This is a genomic window from Ferdinandcohnia salidurans, assembly GCF_042680725.1.
In the GTDB taxonomy this organism is placed as follows: Bacteria; Bacillota; Bacilli; order Bacillales; family Bacillaceae_L; genus Ferdinandcohnia; species Ferdinandcohnia salidurans.
On record NZ_JBHUEK010000007.1, the window covers coordinates 465,951 to 483,875 of the forward strand.

15 protein-coding genes are annotated in these 17,925 nt (G+C 38.3%); 2 read left to right on the forward strand and 13 right to left on the reverse strand.

Annotation, left to right across the window (positions count from 1 at the left end):
* Positions 1-34: 34 nt before the first annotated feature.
* The 11 genes from ACFSFW_RS05210 to gnd form a co-directional block, all read right to left on the reverse strand.
* Positions 35-1,048 carry a glycoside hydrolase family 15 protein gene (locus tag ACFSFW_RS05210; protein ID WP_304220413.1) on the reverse strand — a complete coding sequence of 338 codons (1,014 nt, stop codon included), beginning with the start codon at positions 1,046-1,048 and terminating at the stop codon, positions 35-37.
* Positions 1,049-1,342: 294 nt separating this feature from the next.
* On the reverse strand, positions 1,343-1,840 hold the full coding sequence (locus tag ACFSFW_RS05215) for a hypothetical protein (protein ID WP_388035748.1): 498 nt from the start codon (positions 1,838-1,840) through the stop codon (positions 1,343-1,345).
* Positions 1,830-2,213: a hypothetical protein gene (locus ACFSFW_RS05220; RefSeq protein ID WP_304220417.1), complete on the reverse strand. Its 384-nt coding sequence runs from the start codon at positions 2,211-2,213 to the stop codon at positions 1,830-1,832. Before ACFSFW_RS05220 ends, ACFSFW_RS05215 begins: the two co-directional genes overlap by 11 nt.
* Positions 2,214-2,478: 265 nt before the next feature.
* Positions 2,479-3,456, reverse strand: a complete 978-nt coding sequence (locus tag ACFSFW_RS05225; protein WP_388035751.1) for a ring-cleaving dioxygenase — start codon at positions 3,454-3,456, stop codon at positions 2,479-2,481.
* Between the two features lie 202 nt (positions 3,457-3,658).
* Positions 3,659-4,666: a nickel pincer cofactor biosynthesis protein LarC gene (gene larC / locus ACFSFW_RS05230; RefSeq protein ID WP_388036033.1), complete on the reverse strand. Its 1,008-nt coding sequence runs from the start codon at positions 4,664-4,666 to the stop codon at positions 3,659-3,661.
* Positions 4,666-5,421 (reverse strand): nickel pincer cofactor biosynthesis protein LarB, encoded by a 756-nt coding sequence (larB, locus tag ACFSFW_RS05235; protein WP_304220421.1) that lies wholly within the window; start codon positions 5,419-5,421, stop codon positions 4,666-4,668. The genes larC and larB overlap by 1 nt, the downstream gene beginning before the upstream one ends.
* An 87-nt stretch (positions 5,422-5,508) precedes the next feature.
* Positions 5,509-6,981, reverse strand: coding sequence for a gluconokinase (locus tag ACFSFW_RS05240; RefSeq protein WP_304220423.1), 1,473 nt, complete (start codon positions 6,979-6,981; stop codon positions 5,509-5,511).
* Between the two features lie 272 nt (positions 6,982-7,253).
* Positions 7,254-8,054 (reverse strand): ATP-dependent sacrificial sulfur transferase LarE, encoded by an 801-nt coding sequence (gene larE / locus ACFSFW_RS05245; protein ID WP_388035755.1) that lies wholly within the window; start codon positions 8,052-8,054, stop codon positions 7,254-7,256.
* 85 nt (positions 8,055-8,139) lie between these two features.
* A complete protein-coding gene (locus ACFSFW_RS05250) occupies positions 8,140-8,910 on the reverse strand; it encodes an SDR family oxidoreductase (protein WP_099364415.1) in 771 nt (256 codons plus the stop codon).
* A 72-nt stretch (positions 8,911-8,982) separates the two neighbouring features.
* On the reverse strand, positions 8,983-10,251 hold the full coding sequence (locus tag ACFSFW_RS05255) for a nickel pincer cofactor-dependent isomerase, group 22 (protein WP_388035758.1): 1,269 nt from the start codon (positions 10,249-10,251) through the stop codon (positions 8,983-8,985).
* A 198-nt stretch (positions 10,252-10,449) separates the two neighbouring features.
* The gene (gnd, locus tag ACFSFW_RS05260) at positions 10,450-11,862 is read right to left on the reverse strand and encodes an NADP-dependent phosphogluconate dehydrogenase (protein ID WP_388035761.1); all 1,413 of its coding nucleotides are present in this window, start codon (positions 11,860-11,862) and stop codon (positions 10,450-10,452) included.
* Positions 11,863-12,199: 337 nt separating this feature from the next.
* Between gnd and ilvD the strand changes: the two genes are divergently transcribed.
* Positions 12,200-13,879: a dihydroxy-acid dehydratase gene (gene ilvD, locus ACFSFW_RS05265; protein ID WP_304220433.1), complete on the forward strand. Its 1,680-nt coding sequence runs from the start codon at positions 12,200-12,202 to the stop codon at positions 13,877-13,879.
* A gap of 55 nt (positions 13,880-13,934) precedes the next feature.
* On the opposite strand, the gene nadA is transcribed toward ilvD, so the two are convergent.
* Complete coding sequence (gene nadA, locus ACFSFW_RS05270; RefSeq protein ID WP_388035764.1) at positions 13,935-15,047, reverse strand: quinolinate synthase NadA; 1,113 nt, start codon at positions 15,045-15,047, stop codon at positions 13,935-13,937.
* Between the two features lie 21 nt (positions 15,048-15,068).
* Complete coding sequence (gene nadB, locus ACFSFW_RS05275; RefSeq protein WP_388035766.1) at positions 15,069-16,616, reverse strand: L-aspartate oxidase; 1,548 nt, start codon at positions 16,614-16,616, stop codon at positions 15,069-15,071.
* Positions 16,617-16,788: 172 nt separating this feature from the next.
* Here nadB and ACFSFW_RS05280 point away from each other — a divergent pair, with 172 nt between their 5' ends.
* Positions 16,789-17,907: an IscS subfamily cysteine desulfurase gene (locus tag ACFSFW_RS05280; protein ID WP_388035769.1), complete on the forward strand. Its 1,119-nt coding sequence runs from the start codon at positions 16,789-16,791 to the stop codon at positions 17,905-17,907.
* Positions 17,908-17,925: the final 18 nt, after the last annotated feature.

A 17,925-nucleotide genomic window follows, 5' to 3' on the forward strand; every position in this document is an offset into this window, starting at 1 on the left:
CAAATAAAATTAAAAAAAGCTGCAAACGCAGCTTTTAAGAAATCATTTGTTGAGACATATCTTCTATTTTTGTGAGGAAAATATAGGACATCGCAACTGACCATGCTAATGGAGTGTTTCCATTCGGTCTATTCGTTCCTCCAACATAGAGTTCAGGAACCTCCCAATTATCAGGAACAACTCTCTTTGTTTTAGCTATATATTCACTTGCTTTATGGAATTGCCCTAATTCAAGATAGCAAAGTCCCAACCATGGGAATCCAAAGCACCATTCAGCTTCTTTGCCTTCATTATAATACTGATCGTTTTCGTATCGAATGACACCATACGTACGCTCTAATTTTGAGGAAACGGTTTCAACAATCTTAATGGCAGTATCACGGTCAACCACACGATATGGGAATACAAGGCTAAGCAATGCTAAATCGGTATCTTTTGTTTCACTTTCACGAGGTAATAAATTTCGGAGAGCTTCCTCGCCTTTTTTAATAAGATCTTCATTTACGTTAACAAGTATTTTGACGGCGTTAAGTCCAGCTACACAGGCTCCTAAACTTGAAGCATGGACTTCCATGTTTTCTTCCCACATGCCATTATCCTTTGCTTGCCAATATTGCAAGCATTCTAGATAATCAACAAGCTTTTGTATAATCTCTATATCCTTCTTATCTCGGATTACTTTTTGTCCTAGACGGTATCCTTCTCCAACACCCCATAGGAAGGCTCCAATCGCATCATTCTGGGCATGCCCCCATTCGACTGGCATTTCTTTTAAGTCAGTTGAGTAGCGTGAATGGATATATTCAAACAAATAAATCGGTTTCTTTTTCCGATGGATATCAATTTTCCACTCGTAGCTCTTGAACATATCTAATAAAGCATGATAGGCTTTTGCATATCTTTCTGATGGTTCATTGATAAACGGAAGAACTGTATATACTATGTCTCGAATCCACACATAGCTGTAATCATTGGATAGGCTTGCTGTATAAGCACCATTTGATAATCGCATACGGTCAAGAACCTGAATTGCTTTATTGGTATACATTTCGTATCACCCCATTAGCTTATTTAATATACATTCATTCTTGACATAAATCATATTTATAAAACTCATCAAAGTCATTTTAGGGTCTAAAAAATAAATTAATACTTAATATTAATTTATACTTTATAATATGTAAGCACAACCAAAATGATAACAATTGTCTACTTTTTGTGTGAAACGCCTACATTTTAGTGCATGTCATTCCCGATTTTTCTTGTTTCACAGTAAATGTTTCACGAAATAGCAAAAGACCAAATCAAATTTAGGTGACTTGGTCTTTTCATGGTGGTCTATTTATTTGTTAAAAATTGTTGCGATAATCTCATCCGTTGTCATATTGCTGTTTATTTCGTGTGAGCCAAGCTTTAGGTATTTTGCAACTCCTTTTTTCTCAACAAGATTTGCAAAATCCCAGGCATCTCCGCTTATGATTTTAGCTGAAATTAGTGCTTTTCCAACCTCATAGCTAGTCATACCTTCGGAAACAGTGATCACTGTTTTATGGACAACCGGCTCAGCGGGCTCTTCTTTCACTTCTTCTTTGACTTCTTCTTTTGGTTGTTCCTCGACTTTTTCTGTGTTTTTCGCTCCAGCAATGGCATTGTTCCATTCATCTTCTGTATGAATAACGTAGCCTTCTGCAGCAAGTTGGCTTTTTAGCTCTTCGACAGTTGGTTTTTCCTTAGAGCTTGAACTAGTTGCTTGTTGTGGTCCGGAAAAATATACAACGGCACAAACCGCTGAAGCAAGTAAAAGCCCAGAAGCAAAGCTAGTTAATGTTTTAGCGGTCATTTGCTGCTATTCTCCCTTCTTTTTGTTTTGTAAAAGGAGACAGCATACCTTGTACTTCGATTTCACTTATGTTCTTTTCGTTTGCAATACTTGATACTGAATATCCTCTTTTATATAAATCGAGTACATCACGAAGTAATTCGTGTTGTTCCATATCTGTTGTATCAATTCCTGCTTGATTTTTAAGAATTTCATTATCTAATTCGAGGTTTCTTATTTGCTGCTGCAGCTTATTAATTTCCTCCATAAAACTAATTGAATATAATTCAAGCTCACGCTGTTCTACCTTTTTTGCCTTTTTCGTAAGTGCATAAGATAAAATGAGCAACACTGCTGCTACACCGAATAATATGACTAACGCCCACTCCATCATTGGACATCATCCTTTCAAAGCTTTTTGTCTTACAACAGTCAATTATACAATGAAATAAGACAAATTTCGATTAGTTTCGATAAAATCCTTCCATAGTCAGTGGGAATGGAAGATTTTAACGAGGGAGAAGGAAGGTTTCCCGCCTTTGGACCTATGTACAATGGGGAATTGGAAATTGTTTGATTAAATATTTAACCATTAATTACTAGCTGCTAAAACAAATAGATGCCCCGTTCTATCGAACGAGGCATCCTGTATGCTGGAGTTATTCTTTTACAAATTCTTTTGTACTTCTTACGGTATCAATAGGTCGGACATAGCTCTCAATAGCTTCACGCTTTGACTCGAGAAATGGAGGTAATGATAGCTTTTCTCCGAGTGTTTCATATGGTTCATCCCCCATAAACCCTGGGCCATCTGTCGCAAACTCAAATAGTATTCCAGGAGCTACTCTAGAATAAAGAGAGCCGAAGAAGAAGCGATCAACAAAGCCTGAAGTTTGGAATCCGAAGCCGCGAAGATGTTTGTCCCATGCTTCAAGTACTGACTTATCCTCAACACGAAAAGCAGCATGGTGGACTGTTCCAAAACCTTGTTGTCCTGCTGGAAGAATTGTGTTATGTTCAACAACAACTTGTGCCCCATTTCCACCTTCCCCTACCTCAAATAAGTGAAACGAGCCTTCTTGAGCAATTTCTTTAAATTGTAATACTTTTTCAAGCATTTCCTTAAAGAAATCAAAATGTGCAGTTCTTACAAATAACGGTCCCAAACCAGTGATTGCATATTCTAAAGGAATAGGTCCTTTTTGCCATGGAGTTCCTGCAGGTACACCTTTATTGTTTTCATCCGAAACCAATTGATATTGTTGATCATCAAAGTCAACAAAGGATATGGTTTTCACTCCGAATTGCTCTTTTACACCGAAATGTTTAATATTTAAACGATTAAAACGTTTTTCCCAATAGTCAATCGCAGCGTCTGTTGGAACACGGAAAGAAGTTTTTGAGATTTCATTTGTTCCATGAACCCCTTTTGGAATCCCTGGAAAATCGAAAAAGGTCATATCTGTTCCTGGGCTGCCTGTATCGTCTGCAAAAAATAAGTGATATGTCTGTATATCATCTTGGTTTACTGTTTTTTTGACTAATCTCATTCCTAATACATAAGTGAAGAATTCATAGTTTTTCTCCGCACTACTTGTAATTGCAGTGACGTGGTGTATTCCTTTTAAAGTGTCCATTCTATATGCCCCCATTAGTCTGTCTTGATACTAGTTTCTCCAATGAGTAGTAAACTAATATAATGAAAATAATCTCTTAAGTTAAAATATCTTAAATTCAAGATAATTATATAACGTAATTTAATATGTGTCAATAAAAGCATTGCCAATTCCTTTGTAAGACAGAAAAGTCCCCACCATTTTGTGGGGACTTTATGTCACATTATTCTCCAATAATAACGCGGAGAACATTAGGGCGATCTTTAAAAGTTTTTGTACCAGCTCCGTAGCCAACCGATGTTACCTTCATTGAAGGAAAGCTACAAAATTCTTCAGTCAGGACGGAAACGATTCCTGCCCCTGTAGGAGTTGTGAGTTCAAAACGAATATCACTTTGTTCAATTGGAACTCCTTTTAGAATTTCAAGTGTGGCAGGTGCAGGGACTGGGTAGATACCATGATCAATATGGATTTTACCTGTTCCCACTGGTACGGATGATGATTTAATAGTTGTTATTTCAAGTTGGTGCAATAAGATTGCTGCCCCTACTATATCGATAATGGAATCAACAGCGCCTACTTCATGAAAATGGACTTTGTCCAAAGGAAGTCCATGAATAAGCCCTTCCGCTTCGCCGATTTTTCTGAATATTTTCAGTGATGTTTCCTTTACTTCTGGTGCAAGTTCAGACTCATCTATCATCTTCACAATATCCTTATAGGAACGATGTGAATGGTGATGATGACCATGGCTGTGATCGTGATCATGGTCATGGCTGTGCCCATGACTATGATCGTGTTCATGATGATGGTCGTGGCTGTGCCCATGACTATGATCGTGTTCATGATGATGGTCGTGGCTGTGCCCATGACTATGATCGTGTTCATGATGATGGTCGTGGCTGTGATCATGACTGTGATCGTGTTCATGATGATGGTCGTGGCTGTGCCCATGACTGTGATCGTGTTCATGAGTATGTTCATGGTCGTGATGATGGTGATCATGATCATGCGTGTGATTGCTGCCATCGTTTTTTAAAATGACATCAAATTTTGTTGAAGTGATCCCGTTTTTCACGATCTTTTTCCATTCTAATTCGTATTCATCTTCAAATTGAAGTTTCTTTAATTCCTGAACTAGTATTTGTGGGTCAGCTCCTGCATCTAGTAATGCACCAATTACCATATCCCCACTAATCCCAGAAAAACAGTCTAAATATAGTGTTTTCATCACTTTACGTTCTCCTTCTGAGCAAGTTGGTCAATTAATACTGCGCTGTAGGCACCGCCGAAACCGTTATCGATGTTCACAACACTGATTCCTGATGCACAAGAATTAAGCATCGTTAGCAAAGCTGACAGACCTTGAAAATTAGCTCCATATCCAATGCTAGTTGGGACTGCAATAATTGGATGGGATACGAGCCCTCCAACTACACTTGGCAAGGCGCCTTCCATTCCAGCGACAACCACGGAAACATTTGCGTTTCTAATTTCATCAATGTTATCGAATAAGCGATGGATGCCAGCTACCCCCACATCATAAAAACGTCGAACAGTACTTCCTAATACTTCAGCGGTAATAGCAGCCTCTTCAGCAACTCTTAGATCAGATGTTCCAGCACAAACAATCGCAACATAGCCATCCCTTTGCTTTTGATCTTGCGTAGTGTCCGTCCAATATAGAATTTGAGCTGTTTCATTGTAAACAAACTCAGGATTTGAGTGTAAAATAAAGTCCGCCTTGTCCTGTGAAATTCTCGTTACAAGGACATTGTCTCCACGTCCCTTAATCACATTGACAATCGTTTGAATTTGTTCTTTTGTCTTGCCCTCACCAAAAACAATTTCAGGGAAGCCCTGCCTGTTTTTTCGATGATGATCGATTTTTGCAAAACCTAAATTCTCATATGTTGCAAGCTGTTGTTTCGCATCATCAATACTTAAAGTTCCTTGTTTCACTTGCTTTAAAATTTCTTCTACCATGTTGTTTCACACACCTTAATCGATATGTCGATCGATTTTAGAATCTATGTATATCCTAAAGCGCCAGTATCAATCTGACGCTTTCATTTAGAAATGTTTAATAATATCTTTTTCAATTGCTTCATATTTTGCGTATATATTTTTGTATTTTTCATGGTTCTCCATATTTGGTACGACAGGATCACCCATTGGAATATTGTTTTTGATATCTTCAAATGAGTTAGCTTTACCAATGCTAACAAGTGCCGTCCAAGCTGCACCCCATGCTGCGCTATGATGGCTTTCTGGAACATAAACCTCTTTACCAAATACATCAGCTAGCATTTGAAGCCATAATGAAGAACGTGCCATTCCGCCGTTAACGTATAGTTTTTCAGTCTCTCCAGCTTGTTTTTCTAATGCTTGACCAATTTGGTATAGATTAAATGTGATTCCTTCTAGAACGGCACGCACAAAGTGCTCAGTTTTATGAGTAACAGACATTCCGAAGAAATTTCCACGTGCTTGCTGGTTCCATAAAGGTGCGCGTTCCCCATTTATATAAGGATGGAAAAATAAACCATCAGCACCAGGTCCTACCTTAGCAGCCTCTGCTGTAAAATGATCAAAGCTTTCCTGATAATTAAGAAGTTCTTTTAACCATTGAAGAGCAATTCCACCATTATTTGTAGGGCCACCAACAATAAAATATTCTTCCGAAAAAGCATAACAGAAGGTTTCGTGCTTTGTATTGGATTGGAATCCTTTTGTAAATTGACGAATGGCTCCGCTTGTACCAACTGTTACTGCAACTTCACCAGGGGATATCGCTCCAATTCCTAAATTTGCAAACTGACCATCAGCTGCTCCGATGATAAATGGCATCTCACTTGATATCCCCATTTCATCAGCAATTGTTGGGTTCATTTCGGTTAATCGATAGGTCGGTGGTACGATCTTTGAAAGCATGTTTTCTGTAATACCCGCTTTGTTAAGAACCTCTTCATCCCATTGGAATGTGTTACCGTTAAACATTCCGGTTGCTGATGCCATTGCATAATCAATCACACGTTGATTAAACCATTTTAGAAGTAAATATTCTTTAATGGATAGGAAATAGCTTGCTTGGGTATAGGGAATATAATCATTTTCCCTCATCCAAATGAGCTTAGCTAAAGGTGACATTGGATGAATCGGCATACCGGTTCTTGAAAAAATTTCAAGGCCGTCAGATTCCATAAGTTCATTTGCTTGTTTTGTACTTCTACCGTCTGCCCAAATCAATGCTTGGGAAAGAGCCTCTCCATTATCCCCCATACAAATGATGGAATGCATTGCGGCTGAAATACCTAAGCTAATAATTTCATCTTTGTTTACATTCGCTTGCTGAATAGCCATATTAATTGCTTTTACAGCAGAGCGCTCAATTTCATCAGGGTCTTGCTCAACCCATCCTTGCTTCGGGTAGTAAGAGGTAACTAGATCCTCTGCTTCTGCAACTACCCTACCATCTAAGGTAAAGATTACTGCTTTTGCACTGGTTGTCCCAAGATCGAGACCAATAACGTACTCATGTGACATCCCTACATCTTCCTTCGTTCAATCGTATTTTCGTTGGTTTTCGACTTAATGTTACCATATTATTCTTTCAAAAGAAAAAGCTTTGGAAAGATTCCCAAAGCCTTTTCTAGTTATGATTCGTGTTCAAAAAGGAGGATGAAAAGGACCGAGAATTTCAAGGCGGCGCAGTTTTGAGTAGCGGAACGTATGTACTTTATACGTGAGCAACGGAAAAACAAGCCAACGAAGAAATTCGAAGCGTCATTTTTACCGGACTTTTTGAACATCCTCTCTTAAGAAAGTACTTTATTCATACTTCCACTCTTATACCCTACTAAATCAAGTGTTATATATTTATAGCCAATTTCATTTAGCTTTTTAGTAATGGCATCATGTTTTTCCAAGACAATTTTCATGTCGTTAGGTTCGACTTCAATCCTTGCAATATCTTGATGTGTGCGAACACGAACTTGGCGGATTTCAAGAGATTTAAGGAATTCCTCTGCTCTTTCGACCTTTGTAAGTTTTTCAATTGTGATTTTTTCACCGTAAGCAATTCGAGAAGATAGACATGCGAAGGATGGTTTATTCCAAGTAGGTAAATCGAATTCACGGGATAATTCCCTAATTTCGTCTTTAAAAAGATTTGCCTCTTGTAATGGTCCACGAATGCCTTTTTCCTTAGCCGCCTTCATTCCGGGTCGAAATTCATTCATGTCATCTGCAATGACTCCATATACAACATTGTGATAGCCTTCACGTTCCATAACAGGAATCAGATGATCAAATAGACTGCTCTTACAGAAATAACAACGATTTTTGTCATTTTCTGTGTAGCCTGGAATGGCAAGCTCTGATGTTTCAATCACTCGATGGTTGGCACCTATATGTTTTGCTAGAACTTGAGCTTCCTTAAGCTCAGTTGAAGGATATGTTTCTGAATCAGCAGTTACCGCCAACACATTTTCTTTCCCAAGTGTGTCGACAGCAGCCTTAAGTAAAAAGGTACTGTCAACACCACCGGAAAATGCAACGACAACAGATTCCATCTCTCGGAGAATTGACACAAGCTTTTGATACTTTTCATCGATCATTGTCTTCTCCCCCTTCTCTCCCGGTTGTAAATTAGATATGTCTATTTTATATATATCGCCTCATGACGCATAAAAGAAGTTTGAATTAGATGGTCATGCTTCCAAACCCGCCATCAACGCGAAGGAATGTACCAGTTACAAAGCTTGAAGCGTTCTCTGATGCTAAGAAGACAGCTGCTCCTTTTAGCTCATCTGGGTTCCCGAAACGATTCATTGGAGTGTGACCCATGATGGATGCAATACGCTCTTCACTTAAGATTTTACGATTTTGTTCAGCTGGGAAGAATCCAGGAATAATTGCATTTACACGAATGCCGTGTGGAGCAAATTCTCTAGCTAAGAACTGAGTCATGCTGTTAACACCAGCTTTTGAAACTGAATACGTAAATACTTTAGATAGAGGTGTTGTAGAAGAAACGGAAGAAATATTAATAATACTTCCTTTGCGTTCTTGTTCAATCATTCTCTTTGCGAAAATTTGAGTCGCAACTACATAACCTTTTAGGTTAACGTCCATGATTTTGTCATATTCGTCCATGTCAAGTTCAAAGAATGGAGTAGGACTATTCATACCAGGTGCATTTAGGAGGATATCAATTCCACCTGACCAAGCTACAATTTCATTTGCAGCATTTTCAAGTGATTCACGTGAAAGAACGTCTGCTGCGAAAGCTTTCGCAACGCCACCTTCTGCTTCAATTTCTTTTACAACTGCTTCTGCTTTTTCAAGGTTACGTCCAACGATGGCAACTTTAGCGCCATGTTCAGCAAATCCTTTACAAATAGAAGAACCTAGGACACTATTTCCACCAATAGCTACAGCCGTTTTTCCAGTTAAGTCAAATAATTTAGTCATGTCTATTCCCCTTTTTCTTATGTAATTATACCGAATTCTGTTTATGGGGGCTTAGCCCCCACATAACAAGAATTACTGTAGGTTTCCGTTTTCGTCAAAATCGAAATCGTAAAGATCTGAAGCCTGTTCCATGTTTGGATGTTGATTAATGTAATCAAGTAACGCTTCCGATACTTCAATTTCGCTTACATGTAAGGTATCTTTAATACGAACCATTTTAACCGTTGTAAAATCTAAAATATTACATGTTTTGATTGCTGCTTGGATTGCTTCTTTATCGTTTGGTAATGTTGTTGCAATTTTCGTTGGTGCCACAACTGTTGAAGTAAGTCCATTCGCATAAGTGAAATCGCGGTCCATTTTATCCACAAGTCGTTGTGTCGTAAAGTCGGCAGTACCAACACCGTTTGCATTTCCTTCAGTTTCTGGAGTGAGATCAAGAACAACCATTTTGTTCACTTCAGGACCACCGTGTGCATATGGAGTAGGATAGCGACCCGTAATATTAGGATCCATACCGTCGCCGCTTATATTTTTTCCAATCTGATCGATGACAAGGACATCGATTTGATCGAAGAATAGCTTTGGTAGTAATTTTTTTGCTTGCGCTTGAAGTTCAGGTTCCTTTTCGACAATTTCATCTGGGAGCATAATATCAAGTACAGCAACTTTGTCAAATGCATTTTCGACAGTTGCCACACCAAAAAGAATAGGTGTTTTTTCCATGATCATTTGCGCCATAGCTGGAACATTTTCTGCCATGTATTTAAAACCTAATTGGTGGCAAGCTTCTGCTCCTTTTTGTTTTCCAAGGCCAATACTGATCATCTTCTGAATACCACTTTCTACAGAACCACGGAAGGCTGTATGTGGTTTAACGCGGTTAATAACTACAATACCGTCAGCTTTTGAGGCATATTGATCAATATAAACAGGTAATCCGTTTGCTAATTCCCCCAGCTTTACAACTTCCATGGAAGAGCGAATTTCACAGCCAACACTTTCTTCAGTTACACCAAGATGTTTAAGAACTTCACGTTGTCCCTCTCCTGTTGCACCACCATGGCTTCCCATACTAGGTACGATAAAAGGAGTACCACCTTGTTCTTTAATAAATTGAACTGTTGTTTTCGTGAGGTCAACTAAACGGTCAATTCCACGGCTACCTACAGCAATTGCAATTTCCATGCCAGGTTTAATAGTTTGTTTTACTTCTTCACGTTGCAGTTTATTTGTTAACTCTTCTACTAAATTTTCTATTTTTGAATCATCAAAATTTTGTTTCACTTTGAGCATTTTTGGAACAGGAATATCCCGTAATAACTCTTGGAGAATACCCATGATTAAACTCCTCCTTATATAAACGTTCCATCTATAAAATAAGTTTACGCGTTTTGACAAAATTGTGTCTCTATTTAATCTAAGTTAAATGACAACAAACAATTAGTGGCTCAAAAAGTATGTAATCCCTTACATCGGATGATGTAATTTTAACAAACAAAAGCCGGGGTTCCAATGTTGAAACCCCAACAATGTGTTTTATTCCATCCAGTTTGTATGGAAAGTTCCTTCTTTGTCTACACGTTGATATGTGTGAGCACCGAAGTAGTCACGTTGTGCTTGAAGAAGGTTTGCAGGTAATGTTTCAGTACGGTAGCTATCATAGTATGCAACTGCACTTGCGAAACTTGGTACAGGAATTCCGTTTTCAATAGCAAGTGAAATAACTTTACGTAATGAAGCTTGGTAACCTTCTGCAATTTCCTTGAAATATGGGTCTAATAATAAGTTTGGTAATTGGCCGTCTCGGTCATATGCATCCTTAATTTTTTGTAGGAATTGTGCACGGATGATACATCCACCACGGAAAATCATTGCAATTTCACCGTAGTTTAAATTCCAATTATATTCTTCAGAAGCTACACGCATTTGCGCGAAACCTTGTGCATAAGAAATGATTTTACTTAAGTAAAGTGCTTTACGTACTGCTTCAATAAGTTCTTGTTTATCTCCATTAAATCCTTCAGCAGATGGACCAGAAAGAACTTGACTTGCTTTTACACGCTCATCCTTCATTGCAGAGATGAAACGAGCAAATACAGATTCAGTGATGATTGGTAGTGGAACACCTAAATCTAGTGCGTTTTGACTAGTCCATTTACCAGTACCTTTTTGACCCGCAGTATCAAGAATAACATCAACAAGTGGTTTACCTGTTTCTTCATCCTTTTTAGTGAAAATATCTGCAGTAATTTCAATTAAGTAGCTATCTAGTTCACCTTTGTTCCACTCAGCAAATACTTCATGAAGTTCGTCAGTGCTTAATCCGAGAACATTTTTTAGAATGAAGTAAGCTTCACAAATCAATTGCATATCGCCGTATTCAATTCCGTTGTGAACCATTTTTACATAGTGTCCTGCACCGTTTGGTCCAATATATGTACAACATGGATCGCCTGATACTTTAGCAGAAATTGCTGTTAGGATAGGCTCAACAAGTTCATATGCTTCTTTTTGTCCACCAGGCATAATTGAAGGACCTTTTAATGCTCCCTCTTCCCCACCAGAAACTCCAGTTCCGATGAAGTGGATGCCTGTTGATTCTAATTCTTTGTTACGACGAATAGTATCTTGGAAGAATGTGTTACCACCATCAATTAGGATATCATTTTCTTCAAGATATGGTTTTAGGGAATCAATTGTTGCATCAGTTGCTGGGCCAGCTTTAACCATTAATAAAATCTTACGTGGTTTTTCTAAAGAATTTACAAATTCCTCAATCGTTTTTGCGCCAACAAAGTTTTTGCCAGTTGCTTCATTATTAAGAAACTCTTCTGTTTTTTCATATGAACGGTTAAAAACAGCAACAGAGTATCCTCTGCTTTCTATATTTAACGCTAAGTTTTTACCCATTACTGCTAATCCAACTACACCAATTTGTTGCTTAGACATTTAAATCATACCTTTCTACTTATGTATTCAATGATAGAAAACACATCATGATGTTATTTTGCGTATCTTTTAAAGTGATTATGACAATAATTTTTAAAAGATTATGTAGCGTCCAAATAATTAATTTGTTTCCTAAACTAATTATTTATATATAGAAGAATATACTGTTTGCATCAATTCGTCAACTGTTGAAATTTGTAGTTTCTATGAAGTTCTTAAACTATCTTTTTTATAAATCTCATAAATTTATTAATTGATTATCTTAAAAATAGTGTTACAATGAGTAATAATTTAAATTTTTTGATTTTAAGCATCATTTTATATGGAGGTAACTTAAATGGCAGAATTACGTAGTAACATGATTAAATCAGGGTTTGATCGAGCTCCTCATAGAAGCTTGCTTCGTGCAGCAGGAGTACAAGAAGAGGACTTTAACAAACCATTTATAGCAGTAGTAAACTCATATATCGATATTGTTCCAGGACATGTTCATTTACAAGAGTTTGGAAAAATTGTAAAGGAAGCAATTCGTGAAGCTGGCGGAGTTCCATTTGAAATGAACACAATTGGTGTTGATGATGGAATTGCTATGGGTCATATCGGAATGAGATATTCCCTACCAAGTCGTGAAATTATTGCCGACTCAGTTGAGACAGTTGTATCTGCACACTGGTTTGATGGAATGGTTTGTATTCCAAACTGTGACAAAATCACCCCAGGTATGATGATGGCAGCGATGCGTCTAAACATCCCTACTATCTTTGTTAGTGGTGGTCCAATGAAAGCTGGTCGTGACGCGGCAGGAAATCCACTTAACCTTAATTCTGTTTTTGAAGGTGTTGGGGCTTATCAATCTGGTAAAATTGATGAAGCTAGATTAACAGAAATTGAACAATTTGCTTGTCCTACTTGCGGATCTTGTTCTGGTATGTTCACAGCAAACTCAATGAACTGTCTAGCTGAAGGACTTGGTCTTGCTCTTCCTGGTAACGGAACAATTCTAGCCGTTTCCGAAGAAAGAAAAGAATTTGTTAAAAAATCTGCTAAACAATTAATGAATTTAATAGAAAAAGATATTAAGCCACGTGATATTGTTACAGTTGATACAATCGACAATGCATTTGCTTTAGATATGGCGATGGGTGGCTCAACAAACACAGTACTTCACACTCTTGCATTAGCTAATGAAGCTGAAATTGAGTATTCTTTAGAACGTATTAATGAAATCGCAGCCCGTGTTCCACACTTAGCAAAAATTGCCCCTGCTTCTGACCATCATATTGAAGATGTACACAATGCGGGGGGCGTTAGTGCAATTATTAATGAATTGCTCAAAAAGCCTGGTGCCATTAATGGAGATTGCTTAACGGTTACAGGTAAAACTTTACGTGAAAATGTGGAAGGCTGTGAGATTACCGATCACAATGTTATCCGTCCACTTGAAAATCCACATTCCGAACAAGGTGGATTAGCCATTTTATTTGGTAACCTTGCTCCTGAGGGTGCTGTCGTTAAGGTCGGAGCGGTTGATCCTTCGGTTGGCGGATACCACAGAGGCCCTGCTGTTTGCTATGATTCTCAAGAAGATGCTCTTTCTGGAATCATTGTTGGTAAAGTAAAAGAAGGCGATGTTGTTGTCATCCGCTATGAAGGCCCTAAAGGTGGTCCAGGAATGCCAGAAATGCTTGCTCCTACATCTCAAATTGTTGGTAGAGGTCTTGGTGCAAAAGTCGGTTTAATAACAGATGGACGCTTCTCAGGTGCATCTAGAGGAATCTCAATCGGTCATATCTCTCCTGAAGCTGCTGAAGGTGGCCCAATTGCATTCGTTCAGGATGGCGACATGATTGAATTAGATTTAAATAATCGTAAAATCACATTAGAAATTTCTGATGAAGAATTCGAAAGACGTAGAGCTGAGTGGAAAGGCTTTGAACCTAAAGTGAAAAAAGGCTATCTAGCGCGCTACTCAAAACTTGTAACAAATGCAAGTACTGGTGGGATAATGAAAATATAATATTCTTCACAAATGAAACAGCCCAATTCAAATGAATCGGGCTGTTTTTGTGTGGTTAAGCTCTTTCTAGCATTCTATTAAGAGCAAGAACGGCATCTTGTGCAATTTCTTCTGGAACTTTAATCCTTTGTGTGGTCTCCCTTCTTTCAATCATCTCTAATGACCAAGTTAGATGTGGCAGGTCGATTCGATTCATGGTTAAACAAGCACACAGATGTGGATTAAGTGAAATAATCTCTTTATCGGGATGTTGCTTGATGATTCGTCGAACGAGATTCATTTCAGTCCCGATTGCCCACTGGCTTCCTACGGGTGCCTTTTCAATCATATCAATAATATAGGCAGTTGAACCCGCATAATCTGCAAGAACTACTGTTTCGTATGGGCACTCTGGATGAACAATAATATTCATATCCGGTTTTGAATTACGGATATTCTGTACATTCGATGGTGTAAAATTTTCGTGAACGGAACAATGTCCTTTCCAAAGAATTATTTTTACATCTTCCACTCTTCCTTCACTTTTTAATGTATGATTGATCGGATCCCAAACAGCCATCTGGTCTAGGGGAATTCCTAATTCATATGCCGTGTTTCTTCCTAAATGCTGATCAGGTAGGAATAAGACCCTCTCTTTTTTTGTAAATGCCCATTCCAGCATTTTTTTCGCGTTTGAAGAAGTAACAGTTGCTCCCCCGTTTTTTCCGACAAAGGCTTTAATAGCAGCTGTAGAATTCACGTAGGTCAATGGCAGGATTGTGTCACCAAAAGTCTCCTGTAATTCGCTCCAGCACTTTTGCGTTTGGTGAATATTGGCCATATCAGCCATTGAACAGCCTGCTCTCATATCAGGTAGACAGACTTTTTGTGATTCTGTCGTTAGAATATCGGCTGTTTCAGCCATAAAGTGAACTCCGCAAAATACGATGAACTCCGCATCTTTGTTCTCAGCAGAAATTTGTGCAAGCTTTAATGAATCACCCGTTGCGTCCGAAAACTTAATCACTTCATCCTTTTGATAATGGTGACCCGGTATAAAAAGGCGTTTACCTAGACGAGACTTAATGTGTAAAACGCGTTCTTCCATTTCCTGAGTAGATAACGATTTATATTCATCTGGAAGTACAGCTCCAGATGAGGTATTTTTCATCATTTCTAATATGTTCATCTATGTCCTCTCCTTTGCTTGTTATGAATAAACGATATTTTTAATAGCCTTCTTACGGATAATTTCTTTCTTGTACCAATTATCAGGGTCTTCAAACGGGTAATTTTCACGGAAATGACTACCTCTGCTTTCTGTTCTCATCTTGGCAGAACTGGCAATTAGCCAACCAACGGTGATCATGTTAACGATTTCAAGTTGTTCAATTGTTAACCTTGATGGTGAAACTTCATCAAATTTTCGTTTGCATTTTTCAAACCATTCTATTGCATATTGAAGTCGGTCATCATTACGTACAATCCCTACATTCTCCATCATCATCGTTTGAATTTGAGCCTTTGATGGTAGATTAAGAGTATAGTCTTGTTTACTACCTCCTTTAACAACTGGGTTCACTTTGTTTGGTTTATAATCTACAAGAATATCTTTTGCAACTATATTTCCAAACACAATCCCTTCAAGTAACGAGTTACTTGCTAAACGATTTGCTCCATGCACTCCAGTACATGCGACTTCCCCAATAGCATACAAATTTGGAATAGTTGTCTGTCCTCGTGTATTTGTTTTTACCCCTCCCATTGAAAAATGGGCTCCTGGTACTACGGGTATTAATCCAATTTCTAGTTGAATCTCATTTTTTATGCAAAGGTTCGTGATTGTTGGGAAGCGACTAGAAAAATCGTCAATCATAGAAATATCTAAAAAGGTTTTCTTACCGTTACAGATCTCATTAAAAATGGCACGTGCTACCACATCTCTTGGTGCGAGATCAAGCAAAGGATGGACTCCATTCATGATGGATCTTCCATCCTCATCAACAAGGATGGCCCCTTCTCCCCTCACTGCTTCAGAAACAAGACCACAGGATTTCCCGTCTTTGTGTAACAATGTTGGATGAAATTGAATGAATTCTAAATCACATAGCTCTGCACCGGCACGATATGCCATTGCAAGACCATCCCCCATGATTGTTTTGTCATTTGAAGAAAAGGAGTACAGTCCTCCACATCCCCCTGTTGCTAAAATTGTATAATCTGCAAAATAATCGTAAATCGCATTGTTTTGGGATTTCGCTTTTACGCCAATACAGTGATTGTTTTCAATAAGTAAATCAATTGCTGCTATGTCCTCAATAATTTGTACCCGTTCCTTTACTTTTTCAAGCATGTGCATTACCAACGCTCTCCCAGTAGCGTCACCGCCTGCATGTAAGATTCGTCTTGTGGAATGGGCACCTTCTTTACCTAGTAGCAGATTTTTGTCCTCATCTCTATCGAATTCCATCCCGTTATTCATTAAATTCAATAAATAGCCAGGTCCATTTTGAACTAAAAGTTCAACTGCACTCTCCTTGTTATGATAGCAACCAGCAGAAACTGTATCGTTAAAATGGGAACGCCATGAATCGTCTTTCCCGACACTAGATGCAACACCACCCTGCGCCAATATGGAATTACTATTTGTCACTTTTGACTTTGTGATAATAATCACATTCTTATTCGAACTTAATTGGTACGCAGCGGTTAATGCAGAAATACCACTGCCAATAATAATAATGTTGCTGCTTGGCATTTGAAGAAGCCTCCCTTAGTCTGCGTTATCAATCTAAGTAACTTTTTAGGAGAAAAACTGAATTGAATTTACAACTGTCTTGACACTTATATTTACACAAATGTAGACTAATGACAAGACCTTTTTCGTTGTCCCCTGCTTTTTTAAGTAGATTGAAAGGATGGTAGAGACGATGATTTACTTAGATTATGCCGCAACAACTCCGATTCGTGAGGAAGCATTACAGGTGTTTACTGAGGTTTCGACAAATTATTATGGAAATCCAAGTAGCTTACACGATGTTGGTTCTAATGCGAAGCAATTGCTAGAATTGTGTCGTAAAGAGCTTGCTGATACAATAAATGGGGAACCTGAAGGTGTTTATTTTACAAGCGGAGGTTCAGAATCAAATCACTTAGCGATTCGCTCCCTTTTAGAAGCAAGAAAAGCCAAAGGAAACCACTTGATTACAAGTTCAACAGAACATTCATCTGTTCATCATGTATGTAAGCAGCTTGAAACAGAAGGTTACGATGTTACTTATCTGCCTGCTGATCGATATGGCCAGGTTCGATTAGAGGATTTGCAATCAGCAATTACGGATAAAACCATCTTTGTGTCGATTCAGTTTGCAAACCCAGAAATCGGCACGATTCAACCAATTGTAGAAATTGGGACTTACCTACATGAGAGAAATATTTTATTTCATACTGACTGTGTCCAGGCTTTTGGTAAGATTCCAATTGATGTAAAAAAAGCACATATTGATAGCTTGTCAATTTCTAGCCATAAACTATACGGTCCAAAAGGAGTTGGAGCTTGCTATATACGTCCTTCTGTCATGTGGAAAATGCTAATACCCGGTACCTCACATGAAAATGGATTCCGCCCCGGAACTGTAAATGTACCAGGAATTGCGTCCTTTATTACCGCCGCTCAGTTAATTTGTAGTGAAATGGAAATGAATACTAAGAAAAATCAAGGATTACGCGATAGGCTACTGTCTGGGCTATCGACTTTAAAAAAAGAAATAATTGTTGAAGGACATCCAACTGATCAACTTCCACATATTGTAGGTTTGTCCGTTGTCGGTATACAAGGGCAATATATTATGCTTGAATGCAATCGACATGGCATTGCCATTTCTACAGGAAGCGCATGTCAAATTGGTAAGCAAACCCCATCCAAAACAATGCTTGCAATAGGAAAAACGGAAGATGAAGCTAAACAGCTAATTCGGATATCCTTTGGACGAATGACAACTACAGAGGATATTGACAAGGTAGTGGAAGTGTTAAGGTATATTGTTTAACAGCTTGAAAGTGATATT

Coding starts and splice junctions, on each gene's coding strand:
- ACFSFW_RS05255 (WP_388035758.1), bottom strand. CDS start 10,251: ATGGGTATTCTCCAAGAGTTATTACGGGATATTCCTGTTCCAAAAATG.
- ACFSFW_RS05250 (WP_099364415.1), bottom strand. CDS start 8,910: ATGACTAAATTATTTGACTTAACTGGAAAAACGGCTGTAGCTATTGGT.
- ACFSFW_RS05280 (WP_388035769.1), top strand. CDS start 16,789: ATGATTTACTTAGATTATGCCGCAACAACTCCGATTCGTGAGGAAGCA.
- nadB (WP_388035766.1), bottom strand. CDS start 16,616: ATGCCAAGCAGCAACATTATTATTATTGGCAGTGGTATTTCTGCATTA.
- ACFSFW_RS05215 (WP_388035748.1), bottom strand. CDS start 1,840: ATGACCGCTAAAACATTAACTAGCTTTGCTTCTGGGCTTTTACTTGCT.
- ilvD (WP_304220433.1), top strand. CDS start 12,200: ATGGCAGAATTACGTAGTAACATGATTAAATCAGGGTTTGATCGAGCT.
- larC (WP_388036033.1), bottom strand. CDS start 4,666: ATGAAAACACTATATTTAGACTGTTTTTCTGGGATTAGTGGGGATATG.
- ACFSFW_RS05210 (WP_304220413.1), bottom strand. CDS start 1,048: ATGTATACCAATAAAGCAATTCAGGTTCTTGACCGTATGCGATTATCA.
- nadA (WP_388035764.1), bottom strand. CDS start 15,047: ATGAACATATTAGAAATGATGAAAAATACCTCATCTGGAGCTGTACTT.
- larE (WP_388035755.1), bottom strand. CDS start 8,054: ATGATCGATGAAAAGTATCAAAAGCTTGTGTCAATTCTCCGAGAGATG.
- ACFSFW_RS05240 (WP_304220423.1), bottom strand. CDS start 6,981: ATGTCACATGAGTACGTTATTGGTCTCGATCTTGGGACAACCAGTGCA.
- gnd (WP_388035761.1), bottom strand. CDS start 11,862: ATGTCTAAGCAACAAATTGGTGTAGTTGGATTAGCAGTAATGGGTAAA.
- ACFSFW_RS05225 (WP_388035751.1), bottom strand. CDS start 3,456: ATGGACACTTTAAAAGGAATACACCACGTCACTGCAATTACAAGTAGT.
- larB (WP_304220421.1), bottom strand. CDS start 5,421: ATGGTAGAAGAAATTTTAAAGCAAGTGAAACAAGGAACTTTAAGTATT.
- ACFSFW_RS05220 (WP_304220417.1), bottom strand. CDS start 2,213: ATGATGGAGTGGGCGTTAGTCATATTATTCGGTGTAGCAGCAGTGTTG.